6 protein-coding genes are annotated in these 12,810 nt (G+C 62.8%); 5 read left to right on the top strand and 1 reads right to left on the bottom strand.

What is annotated here, in order from left to right; genetic code table 11:
• The first annotated feature begins 41 nt into the window (after positions 1 to 41).
• The 3 genes from LDO41_RS06400 (at position 42) to LDO41_RS06390 (ending at position 2,397) form a co-directional block, all read left to right on the top strand.
• On the top strand, positions 42 to 872 hold the full coding sequence (locus LDO41_RS06400) for an enoyl-CoA hydratase (RefSeq protein ID WP_223983394.1): 831 nt from the start codon (positions 42 to 44) through the stop codon (positions 870 to 872).
• Between the two features lie 111 nt (positions 873 to 983).
• On the top strand, positions 984 to 1,565 hold the full coding sequence (locus tag LDO41_RS06395) for a TetR/AcrR family transcriptional regulator (protein WP_223983391.1): 582 nt from the start codon (positions 984 to 986) through the stop codon (positions 1,563 to 1,565).
• A 106-nt stretch (positions 1,566 to 1,671) separates the two neighbouring features.
• Positions 1,672 to 2,397 carry a cysteine hydrolase family protein gene (locus LDO41_RS06390; RefSeq protein WP_223983387.1) on the top strand — a complete coding sequence of 242 codons (726 nt, stop codon included), beginning with the start codon at positions 1,672 to 1,674 and terminating at the stop codon, positions 2,395 to 2,397.
• Positions 2,398 to 2,409: 12 nt separating this feature from the next.
• Here LDO41_RS06390 and LDO41_RS06385 read toward each other — a convergent pair whose 3' ends face one another.
• Positions 2,410 to 4,101, bottom strand: coding sequence for an FAD-dependent oxidoreductase (locus tag LDO41_RS06385; protein ID WP_223983384.1), 1,692 nt, complete (start codon positions 4,099 to 4,101; stop codon positions 2,410 to 2,412).
• 268 nt (positions 4,102 to 4,369) lie between these two features.
• Between LDO41_RS06385 and LDO41_RS06380 the strand changes: the two genes are divergently transcribed.
• Together LDO41_RS06380 and LDO41_RS06375 are read left to right on the top strand one after the other, a co-directional pair.
• Positions 4,370 to 12,307: a hemagglutinin repeat-containing protein gene (locus tag LDO41_RS06380; protein WP_223983382.1), complete on the top strand. Its 7,938-nt coding sequence runs from the start codon at positions 4,370 to 4,372 to the stop codon at positions 12,305 to 12,307.
• Positions 12,307 to 12,783, top strand: a complete 477-nt coding sequence (locus LDO41_RS06375) for a hypothetical protein (protein ID WP_223983380.1) — start codon at positions 12,307 to 12,309, stop codon at positions 12,781 to 12,783. Before LDO41_RS06380 ends, LDO41_RS06375 begins: the two co-directional genes overlap by 1 nt.
• Positions 12,784 to 12,810 lie beyond the last annotated feature (27 nt).

The following is a 12,810-nucleotide window of genomic DNA, read 5'->3' as shown; positions in this document are numbered from 1 at the left end:
TTGCCTCGCAGTGGCCCCGCACACGACACAGGAATCGAATCATGAATCAACGAAAGTATGAAGAACTGACGGTCACGCTGGCCGGCCGCAGCGGCCGCGTGGCGATCGTCACGCTGAATCGCCCGGACAAGCTCAACGCGCTGACGCAGGTGATGGAAACCGAGTTGCGCGACGCCATGGAAGCGCTCGACCGCGAGGAAGAGGTGCGCGTGGTGGTGCTCACCGGCGCGGGCAAGGGCTTCTGCGCCGGCATGGATATCAACGCGCTGGAGATCCTGCCGCCCGACGATATCCGCGCGGCGCGCTGGATGCGGCCGTTCGACATGAACCGGCGCGCGGACTACCAGACGCGTTATGGTTACTTCCCCGCGCTGCGCAAGCCCGTGATCTCCGCGATCAACGGTGCGGCGGCCGGGTTGGGTCTGGTGTTCGCGCTCTATAGCGATATGCGCTTTGCCAGCGCAAACGCCGCGTTCAGCACAGCGTTCGCGCGCCGCGGCCTGATTGCCGAGCACGGCATCGGCTGGCTGCTGCCGCGCGTGGTCGGTCCCGGTCATGCCGCGGATCTCTTGTACTCGGCGCGCAAGGTCCTCGCCGACGAAGCGCTGCGCATGGGTCTGGTCGACCGCGTGTACGAAGCCGATGCATTGCTGAACGAGACCATCGCCTATGCGGACGATCTCGCCGAGAACGTGTCGCCGCGCTCGATCGGCGTGATCAAGCGCCAACTGTGGGAGCAACCGTTCCAATCGCTGGCGGACGCCACCCGCGTGGCCAATGCCGAGATGTTCGAAAGCATCCAGAGCGAAGACTTTACCGAGGGCGTGGCGCACTTTATCGAGCGGCGGCCGGCACGCTTTACCGGGCGTTAGCCCGCCGAGGGCAGGGGAGCGGAGCTGGGGCGGGGTTGACTTTAGATAGATGACCGACTATCTTGCTAACTATCGTCACCCACCCGCCTTCCCTGCCGGAAGATTGCTGCCATGCCCAGACCCCCGAACCCCGACGTGCGCGCCCGGTTGCTTGCCACCGGCGGCCAGGTCATTCACAGCCGTGGCTTCAACGGCTCGGGCGTGCAGGACATCACGGCCGCGGCGGGGGTGCCCAAGGGCTCGTTCTACAACTACTTCGACAGCAAGGAAGCGTTCGCCATCGAACTGCTCGAGCAATATTGGCTCGGCATCGAGGCGCGGCACTTCCCGCTGTTACGCGATACGTCGCAAGCGCCGGCCACGCGGCTGGCGCGCTTTTTCCGCGCGCTGGCTGACGACCATGGCCAGCATAACTTCGCGCAGGGCTGCCTGGTCGGCAACCTCTCGCTCGAGCTCGCTACCGAAAGCGATGATGCGCGCCGCCGCCTGATGCAATTGTTCCAGCGCTGGGAAGACGCGTTGGCCGAGTGCCTGGCCGCGCTCTCGCATATCGGTGCGGGCGAACGCGCACGCGATCTCGCGGGCGTGTTGATCGAAGCGTGGGAGGGGGCCGTGCTGCGCGCGAAAGTGCAGCGCAATCGCGAGCCGTACCTGCGCTTCGAACGGCTGGTGCTGCCGAAACTGCTGGCCTGATCCATTCACCTCACAGTGACGAGCGTATTGCTCGTCTTTTTTTGCCTTGTAGCAAGATGACCGGTCATCTATATATAGATCGGTTTTTTATCCCCGGAGAACCACCATGTGCCAGACCACGTCCTTGCCTCAACCCTTGCCTCAGTACGCCGACCCCGCCGACGCCGCGCTGCCCAAGCACACGATGAAGCTCGACCCGAAGCGCGCGGCGCTGGTCGTCATCGATCCGCAGATCGACTTTATGAGCCCGCAAGGCGCCGCGTGGCCGGTGGTGGGTGAGAGCGTGACCGAGCAAAACCTTGTCCCGAACCTCGCGCGCCTGTTTCAGGCGGCCAAGGCCGCCGGGCTACCGGTCGCCGTGTCGCCACATTACTACTATCCGCATGATCACGAAGGGGCGTTCCAGGGGCCGGGCGAAGTCTTGCAGCACGCGCTCGGTATGTTCAATCGCCCCGGTGCGCTGACGCTCGAGGGCTTCCGCGACTCGGGCGCGGACTTTCTGCCCGAACTGAAGCCTTTTATCGAAGACGGCAAGACCATCATCTGCTCGACCCACAAGCTGTACGGGCCGCAGGTCAACGATCTGACGCTGCAACTACGCAAGCGTCATGTCGATCAGGTGATTCTGACCGGCATGGCCGCCAATCTGTGCGTGGAGTCGCATCTGCGCGACCTGCTGGAGCAGGGCTTCGAGGTCGGCGTGGTGCGCGACGCGATCGCCGGACCGAAGGTCCCCGAAGGCGACGGCTATCTCGCCGCGCTGATCAACTTCCGCTTTATCGCGAATGGATTGTGGACCACGGATGAAGTGGTCGCACTGCTCGGCAGCTGAAACGCGCGTGGGTCAGATCTTCTTCGCTTCCTCGCGCTGCCATGCGAGGAAGCGATGCAGCTGCGCCACCACTGCCGCGCCTTCGCCGACCGCGGACGCCACGCGCTTGGTCGAGCCCGAACGTACGTCACCAATCGCAAACACGCCCTCCATGCTGGTCTGCAACAGCAGCGGGGGCCGTCCCGGTGTGGCGAACGCGGGCAGACTGGAGTCGGTCAGCACAAAGCCCTTGTCGTCGAGCAGCACGCCGCTGGGCCGCAGCCAATCGGTATTCGGATCCGCGCCGATAAACACGAACAGATGGTGCGTGGTCATGCTGCCCTCCATGCCACCGGTGCCGCGATAATGCACGCGTTCGAGCCGCGCGGTGCCTTCGAGGGACGTGAGCTCGACGCCCGTATGGAGCGTCACGTTAGGCAGCGCGCGCACGCGTTCGACGAGATAGCGCGACATGCTTTGCTCGAGGTCGCCGCCGCGAATGAACATGTGCACATGTTCGGCATGGGCTGAGAGGAACACCACGGCCTGACCGGCCGAGTTGCCGCCGCCAATCAGCAGCACCGGTTCCGAGCGGCATAGCCGCGCCTCGATCGGTGTGGCCCAGTAGTAGACGCCATTGCCCTCGAAGCGTTCGAGGTCCGCCACGGCGGGACGCCGGTACTCGGCGCCGCTGGCGATGACCACCGTGCGCGCCTGGATCTGTCCACCATCGTCGAACGAAAGGCCGAGTGGAGAGCGGCTGCAATGCAGCGCGTTGACTTCGCACGGGATACCGATATGCGCGCCGAATTTCTGTGCCTGCACGAAAGCGCGTCCGGCCAGCGCATGGCCCGTGATGCCGGTGGGAAAGCCGAGGTAGTTCTCGATGCGCGCGCTCGTACCGGCCTGGCCGCCCGGCGCGCGGCAGTCGAATACCGCGACGGACAGGCCCTCGGAGGCCGCATAAACGGCGGTGGCCAGCCCGGCGGGACCGGCGCCCACCACCGCCACGTCGTAGAGATGGGTGGCGTCGAATTCAGGAATCAGGCCGAGGCACGATGCGAGCTGACCCGGATCGGGATTGCGCATCACGGACCCATCCGGGCACACCACGATCGGAAAATCGTCGGGCGCCGGCGTCAGCCGCGCGAGCAAGGCGATGGCTTCGGCCTCGTGCGTGGCGTCGAGTGTCACGTACGGAAACGCATTGCGGCGCAGGAAGTTCTGCAACGCCTGCAACCGGGCATCGTCGCCCGAACCGACCAGGATCACGCCGTGACCGCGCTCGATCACCAGCACGCGGCGCAAGATCAGCGCGCGCATCAGCGTCTCGCCGACATCGGCCTCGCTGATCATCAACGCACTCAGTTCGTCCGGCCGCAGCAGCAGGGCCTGCACGTCCTCGATCACCAGCGCGTCGACCACGGCAGGCTTGCTCGACAGCTGCGTGACGTCCGACGTGAATTCGCCGCGCTGCGTATAGGTATGGACGATGCGTTCGTGACCGAGCCCGTCGCGGCCAATGATGCGCACCTTGCCCTGTAGCAGCACGAACACGCCCGGACACAGGTTACCGGCGCGATACAGGTACTCGCCGGCGGCATGGTGAGTCAGCGTGCCGAAGCGCCGTACGCGTTGGAGCTCGGTGTCGCGGAGCACCGGAAACATCTGGGCGTAGCGCGGGTGATTGCGCACGCTTTCATCGTCCTCCAGATCCTCGCTCATCGCCACTACTCCCTCTGCTGACGGCAACTGCCCTCAGTCAATATAGGCGAGAAGCGCGGCGCGGGTCAGATTCGGGTGCAACCGCCGTAATGGCCTAAGGACGCAAGGTAGCGATGTTGCATTGATAGCCCGATGCATCTCATTTCAAGATTCGTTTATTTCAAAGTAAACGGCACTGCGGGACGATGCCAGCCTGTCTGTTACGAACAGAAGGACGATGCGTCTATCCGGAGTCTTGTCGCTAATCGGGGTAATGGTGAGCGTGGTCTTGCCGCGACCTGCCGTCGCGCAAATCGTTGCCGATCCGAAATCGGATGCGAACCGTCCCACCGTGATCTCAACCCCCAATGGCTTGCCGCAGGTCAACATCACGCGTCCGTCAGGTGCCGGGGTCTCGACTAATCATTACAGCCAGTTCGACGTCAACAAGGCCGGCGCAATCCTTAACAACTCGCCAACCGTCGTTAACACACAGCAGGCCGGCTACATCAACGGCAACCCGAACCTGCAGCCCGGCGGCTCCGCGCGCATCATCGTCAATCAGGTCACGAGCACGTTGCCGAGCCAGTTGCGCGGCTACCTCGAAGTTGCTGGGCCACGTGCAGGGGTCGTGGTGGCCAACCCCAACGGAATCTTTGTGGACGGTGCTGGTTTCATCAATACCACCCGGGCCACGTTGACCACCGGCCTGCCGGTGTACGGTGGCCTCGGCAGTCTCGATGCATTCCGCGTGACTCGCGGCCAGATCAACATCGAAGGTGCGGGTCTGAATGTGGCGGGTGTGGACCAAGTCGATGTGATCGCACGCGCAGTCAAGGCCAATGCGGTGTTCTACGCGAACAACCTCAACGTTGTGTCGGGCGCAAATGAGGTCGACTACAGCACGATCGGCGCGAAGGCCATTACTGGTACGGGCGCAGTGCCACCGGCGGGCATCGACGTCGCCCTGTTGGGCGGCATGTATGCCAACAAGATCATTCTCGCTTCGACGGAACTTGGGGTAGGCGTATCGCTGCGCGGTGTAGCGGCAGCGCAGGTCGGCGACTTCACGCTAACCTCAGAAGGCAAGATCATTCTGGGCGGCCACACCAATGCCAGCGGCAATCTCTCTGTCGTGGCACGCGATGGCATCGACAACAGCGGCACGACGTACGCCAAGGGCACCATCGGCGTCCAGACCGATGGCACGCTGACCAACAGCGGTACCCTGGCCGCGCAGCAATGGCTCGGCGTGAACGCGCAGAACGTGGCGTCAACAGGCACGCTCGCTGCAGGCATGAATGCCGACGGTACGTCCGTCGGCAACGCGGACCTCGCGCTAAGCGCCACCGGCGCACTGTCTGCCAGGGGTCGCAACTCCGCCAGCGGTAACGCCGCGATCCGCGGCGCAAGCGTCAGCCTCGCAGGCAGCCAGACGGCTGCCAACGGCGATCTGACTGTCTCCGGAGGCGCTGTCGATCTGTCGGGCGCGAAGGTGCAGGCCGGCGGCGCAATCACCGCCAGCGCCGGTGCGTTGAACACGCGCCAGAGCAGCGTGTCGGGCAACACCGTTGCCATCACTGCGCAGTCGCTCGACAACACCAGCGGCCAGATCGAAGGCACCCAGCTTGCGGTCCAGACCACGGGCGATCTGATCAACGTTGGCGGCACGCTGAAACAGACCGGCCAAACCGACACCACGATCACCGCCGGTGGCAAGCTCGACAACACCGATGGCACGATTGCCGCCAACGGCCAGAACCTGACCGTCACCGCCGCGAGCCTGACCAACGACCGGGGTCAACTCTCTCACGCGGGCAGCGGGGCGCTGACTATCACGAGCCAGAGCGCAGCCAGCAACGTGAGCGGCGCCATCCAGACCAACGGCGTGCTGGTGGCACGCCTCGGCTCACTCAACAACGCTGGCGGCACCGTGGCTTCGCAGAAGGCCCTGAGTCTCGCCGTTCAGGGCGCGCTCGACAACACCAACGCAACCCTGCACGCCGAGGACGGCCTCACGCTGCAAGCCGACGGCAAGCTCACTAACACCGGCGGGCGCATCGAATCCGCGAACACGCACGACACATTGTCAGTGGTCGCAGGCAGCATCGACAACGCGGGCGGTCAGGTACTCGGCGGCAAGGACGTCAAGCTGGGTGTCGCATCCCTCTCGAACCTCGGCGGTGCGGTAAAGGCCAATCAGGACGTCGCCGTCGCCGGCGCGCTCTCCGGCAGCGGCACCATGATCGCCGGTCGCGATCTGACGCTCAATGTCGCGGGCGACTACACCAACGACGCTGCCAACCAGCTACACGCCAACGGCAATCTGAAGGTCGCGGCGACCGGGACGCTGACCAACACCGGCACGCTCGCTGCCGCAGGCGCAGTGACCGTCTCCGGCGCCAACGTAGTCAATGCCGCTTCCGCGGACATCAACTCGACGACCACCACGGTGACCGCCGGCAACGTTCTGTCGAACGCTGGCCGCATCGAAGGCGACACCGTACAAATCTCCAGCCCGACGACGCTCAACACCGGCACGGTCATCGGCAACAACGTTCAGGTCCAGGGCACCGACATCACCAACAACGGCGCTTCGGCACTGATGGCCGCCGTCCAGAACCTCGACGGCGCCACGCTCTACAGCGCCGGCAACCTGCAAATCGCGCGCGACGGCACGCGCGACGCGAGTACCGGGCTACTTGCGAATCAGGTCAGCACACTGATCAACCGCTCAGCCAACATCGAAGCCGATGGCGATATCGACATCGCGGCCAATCAGGTCAGCAACACGCGCACGAGCATCGTCACCACGGCGGGCACGCCAACCCAGACGGCCGCGCAAACGCTGGTTCTCTGGCAGGCGGGGCTTACCGACTTCGATCGCAATATGCACGCCAGCCTGACCTTCCCCGGCTGGACCTGGAATACAACCGGCGCACCTGTCAGCACGCCGCAAACCAACGCGCTGCGTAGCCCGATCACGGTGACCGTCGACAAGGCCGACGTCAAGAACCTGGACACCACCGGCAAGACCCTGTCCTTCGTGAAGTCTCCGATCGAAGAGTATGTGGACCTGACGCACATGGAGAACCCAAAGTGCGACATCGATACGGGTATCTGCACACGGGACATTGCGACGCGCCCGACGCAGTACTACCAGTCGATTCAGGACAACGGCAGCACCTACAGCATTACGCTGTGGCCTGACTGGGACCCGAATATCCACATCCGCCCGGATGAGGTGAAGCAGGCCAACTTCGGTCACGACTACAACGAGATCAGCCGCACCACGATCACGACGACGGCGACCGACCAGCTCGTCAGCGCGACCAATGCGGCCAAGATTCAGGCCGCCGGCAACATCCGCATCCACAGCAACAACGGCAACATCCTGAACCAGTCGTCCACGATGGCGGCAGGCGGAAACCTGATTCGCGTGGCCGCCAACGGCACCATTCAGGATGTTGGCACGGTGCTCCAGCAGACCGTTACCACGCAGGACACGTCCACGTTCTACTGGCACCAGCGCACCGGTAGCAGTGAGAAAGCACAGGTGGTGGCCTTCCCGAGCGCACCGCAGGCGCCGACCACCGTGGCCGCACTTCCCGCCGTCGCTACGGCCAACCAGAATGTCCAGGCAGCGGGGCAGAACATCACCATCGCGTCGGTCAATACCGTCGGCACCGCAGTCGCCGCTAGCACGGTCAAAGGCGTTGTGCCGACCGTGAGCACACCGCAAGGGGGCATCTCGAACTTTACGCTACCGACCAACGGCCTGTACCGCTTCCGCACTGCGCCGGGCGACACATACCTGGTCGCGACCGACCCACGCTTCACGCAATACACAAACTTCATCTCGAGCGACTACATGCTGGGGGCACTGGGCCTCGATCCCCAGAAAACCCAGAAGCGCCTCGGCGACGGCTTCTACGAGGAGAAGCTGCTCCGCGACCAGATCACGCAGCTCACCGGCAAGACCTTCCTCAACGGCTACACCGACCAGCTTGAGGAATACAAGGCGCTGATGAACAACGGCGTCACGTATGCGAAGGCCTTCGACCTGACGCCGGGCATCGGCCTGACCGACGCGCAGATGCAGCAGCTCACCACCGACATGGTATGGATGGTGTCGCAGGACGTGACGCTGCCGGACGGCACGACGCAATCGGTGCTGGTGCCCAAGGTCTATCTGGCACAAGGCAACGCCGTCGACCTGAACAGCACTGGCGCACTGGTAGCCGGCAACACGGTGTCGATCAACGCCACCGGCACGGTGGACAACAGCGGCTCCATCGTCGGCAACCTGGCCACGCAGGTTGTCGGCACCGACATCATCAACCGCTGCGCGATCGGCGGCGCCGGCACGACCGTCGTCAGCGCCACCCAAGACGTCCGCAACCTCGGTGGCCGCATCGGTGGCCAGGACGTCGTCGTCGCCGCCGGCCGCGACATCGTCAACGACGCGCAAACGATCACGAACACCACGACACTGGCCAACGGCAACAGCGCCAGTGCCACCGGCATCGGCGCAGTCGGAACAATCGCGGGGACCAACAGCGTAGCGATGCTGGCCGGCCGCGACATCACCATGGCGGGCGGTTCGGTAAGCGCCGGCAACAACGCACTACTCGCCGCAGGTCGTGACCTCAACATCGGCACGGCACAGCTCGGCACCACGCAGGACGCCACCGCCCACGGTGGTCAGGACTACCTGCACAGCGAGACCGTGACCAACGCAGCCAGCACGATTAACGCTGGTGGCAGCGTGACGGCCGTGGCCGGCCGAGACGCCACGCTGACGGGCTCGATCATCGACGCCGGTAGTGACGCCGCGCTCATCGCCGGCCGAAACACCATCGTGACGGCGGCAATAGACACGCGTACGCAGGATTCCAGGGCGTTCAGCAACAAGGCATCGCAATTCACGCAATCGTCGTATGACGAGACCGCTCAAGGCAGTTCTGTGCATGCGGGCAACAGCGCGGTACTGGGTGCAGGGCAAGCCGTGGCGGCGACCATTCTCGAGGCCAATGGCATTACGCCGGTGCAATCCGAGGCCGGAGGCAGAGGCAATCTCGCCATCCTTCGGTCCGGAGTAAGCACGGGTAGCGCAGAAGGCGGTGGTGGTACTGCCAAGCTCGCCGCAGCCGGGGACATCACCATCGGCACGGTGACCGAGCAGCATTCGTCGGATACGTGGTCGAAGACCAGCAGCTCAGGCTTCCTGTCGAAAACGCAGACCACCACGGAAACCAGTCAGCAGCACACAGTGGCTGTGGGCTCATTGGTGTCGGCCGACAGCGTGACGGCTAGTGCAGGCCGCGATTTGAGCGTGGTTGGATCGAGCATTGCAGGCAGCGGCGATGTCAGCTTGCATGCCGATCGTAATCTGACGATCGGCGCGGCCGAGAACACGTCATCGAGCACCACGTCGCAGGAAACCCGCACGTCCGGCCTGTTCTCGAGCGGTGGTGCCTCGGTGACCATCGGCAGGCAACAGGTCAATCAGACCCAGACAGAACAATCCACGACTCACACGGGTTCCGTGATCGGCAGCGTTGGGGGGAACGTCAATCTGAGCGCGGGCGAAGGCTACACGCAGGCGGGCAGCACCGTAACCGCTCTCCAGGGCGACGTCGATATCCGTGCCAAGACCGTCGATATCACGACCGTTACGGACTCGGCGCGATCCGATCAGGAAACGCACTTCATGCAGAGTGGCCTGACCATCGCGGTGTCCAATCCCATCATCGCGGCGGCGCAGACGGCCGCGCAAATGGCCAAGGCACAAGGCGAGACCAGCGATCCGCGCATGAAGGCGCTCGCGGGGGCGAGTGCAGGCCTCGCCGGCAAGAATGCCTATGATGCGGTCAGCAAGGATCCGCAGGCCGCAGGCGGGATCAGTGTGAGCGTCACGGTCGGCGCATCGAAGAGCGACAGCACGCAGACCCAGACCAGCACGACTGCCGTGGGTAGCACGGTCAACGCCGGGGGTAACGTCAGCATTCGCGCGACTGGTGACGGCAAAAACAGCAACATCAACATCATCGGCAGCGATATCAAGGCGGGTAACGATCTTCTGTTGAAGGCCGACAACGAAGTCAATCTGCAGGCAGCAGAGAACACCGCCGAGCAGCACAGCACCAGCAAGAGTGTCTCTGGCGGAGTTGGTGTTGCAGTCAGCGTGGGTTCGAAGGGCTTCGCGTTTGGTGTGACCGCTAATGCAGCGGCTGGAAGAGGAAACGCCGACGGCAACGACGTAACATGGACCAATAGTCATGCGACGGCGGGCAACACGCTCACGATCGAGTCGGCTGGCGATACGAACATCCGGGGTGGGGTGGCCTCCGGCAATCAGGTGGTGGCCAACGTCGGCGGCAACCTGAACATGGAAAGCCTGCAGGACACCAGCACCTATCACAGCAAGGATCAGTCCGCGAGCGGCAGCGTCACTGTGGGCATTGGGTTCTCTGGCAGCGCGAGCATCAGCCAGCAGAAGATCGACAGCGACTTTGCCAGCGTGGGTGAGCAGACCGCGATTCGCGCTGGCACGGGCGGCTATCAGGTCGACGTCAAGGGCAACACCGACCTCAAGGGCGCGGTGCTCGCCGGCGGTAGCGCAGACACGAACAGTCTGTCGACCGATACCCTGACCGTGAGCGACATCGAGAACCGCGCGCATTACAGCGCCAGCAGTATCGGTATCGGTGGTGGCTTCTCGTATGGGGGCAATAGCGGCAAATCGGGCGTCGGCGTCAATCAGAGCGGTCAGGCGTCGACGGCCGGCTCCGGCGCAGTGCCGGGAACTGACCTGCCAACCAGCGGCGGAGGTGGACAAGGCTTCTCTGCGGCACCGCCGATGGTGGCAGCCGCTTCGGGTAACGCCAGCAGTACGACACAGAGCGGTATCAGCGCGGGCAACATCACGATCCGCAACGAGACCAAGCAGCAGGAACTCACCGGCAAGAGCGCTGCTGACACGATCGCCGGTGTCAACCGTGATACGACGAACACCGCAAACTCGCTCAGCCCGATCTTCGATGTCAACGAGATCAAGGCGGACTTCCAGATCGTCGGTGCGCTTCAGCGTGAAGCGGGCGTCTATCTGAACAACCGGGCGGAAGAGGCAGACGCGGCCAAGAAGGCGCTGACCAATGCGGCAAAGGACCCCGACGTCTCGCCCGAGAAACTCGCAGAGCTCCAGCAACGGGTCGATGACCTCGCGACATGGGGACCGGGCGGTGACTCCCGCCGCGTGATGACGGCCTTGATGGCAGCTGCCAGCGGCAACGTGACGGGCTCTACCGCGCAGTTTGTGCAAGGTGCAGCGGTAGGCTACCTGCAAGGGCTTGCAGCGGGCGAGGTGAAGGCAATTGCCGACTCGCTCGGCAAGGGGACACCGGAAGCAGAAGCGGCGCGCGCCGCGCTACACGCAATCGTGGGCTGCGCTGGTGCGGCTGCAGCCAGCCAATCCTGCGGGGCCGGCGCAATGGGCGCAGCAACAGCCTCGCTGCTTGGTTCGTTGTTGAGCCCGACGGAAGGCATGTCGGAAGGGCAGAAGCGGGCTCGCGAGAGTCTGATCCAGAGCCTGGTAGCCGGCGTTGCGGGGGCGGTGGGGAGCAATCCTGCTACTGCGATGAATGGGGCCACCTTTGAGATCGACAATAATCAGCTATCGCCGATACAAAGCGGGGGCACTCCGGTCTGGGGATCTGCAACTCCGCAGAAGCCGTTCCAGACGCCTGCAAAGCCGATGGATCCGGCCGAGCTCGCGGTTACGGGCACGCCCAATCAGTCAGCAGAAAACCAAGCGAAGCCGATTGTTCAGCCGATAGTTGACGCAGCCGACCTTGTGGGAGTCATAGTCGGCGGAATACTGCCAAATCCGCTGACGGTTGTCGAAGGACTCGGTCCAATCTTCAGTAGCAGTGACGGCGCACCCAAGTACGTTCCTACTCCGAAGCACGACGCTGGCGGATGGGGGACGCCGATGGATCTCGATAATGTGGCGGCGCAGAAAGTGCTTAATAATTCAGTGCAGGGTGGAAAGCAGCGCTATGGTGTTTCGGACGGAAAAGTGTATGAATTCCAGCCCGACAACGTGGGAGGATGGCATGGCTATCCAGTGCCGGGTAACGAGGTTCCTGCTACCGCATTGAGAGCCCTGTTGGGTCGCGGTGATATTACTAGAGCGGAATATCGAAAGCTGATTAAAGGTAAATAATGGGTGAGCTAAAGCTAGATTTTTTTCCAGAATCCAAAATCTCAAATTCAGATCTGGGATTCCCGGAGGGCGCGCGTGCAGGTAAAATTATTATGTCAGTCGTTCATTGTGACGCGTGTGATGTCATTTTGAATGTTCGTTGGAATCTTGATGAGCTATTAAATTGGTTGGAAGAAAATTCAAAATTCTTAATGGAGGAGTCGCTTCCAAATTTTGTTCGGTGGGACGAGTCCATAAGAAAATCGATAGATAATATTTACGATAACTTTGATAGTTATACGGATGATCAACTGGATGAACTGTTCGAGTATCGGCGGCGCCATGAAGTTTGTTTTGGAATGCGTGGCGTAACTGTTCCGACTATTTACATCGGAATGGGACGTTTTGGCGCGGAAGTTTCAGGAGAGTATGAAGGAAAAGAGTACCGTCATTCGGTGGGGCTCGGATCGTTCTTCGCGAATATCGGGAAATTTTAAGCGTCTCAAAAATTAGTTATTAAAAAA

The sequence above is a fragment of the Cupriavidus pampae genome (assembly GCF_914271485.1).
Taxonomy (GTDB): domain Bacteria; phylum Pseudomonadota; class Gammaproteobacteria; order Burkholderiales; family Burkholderiaceae; genus Cupriavidus; species Cupriavidus pampae.
The sequence above is the reverse complement of the archived record's forward strand: the minus strand, read 5'-3'. Positions and strand labels throughout refer to the sequence as shown.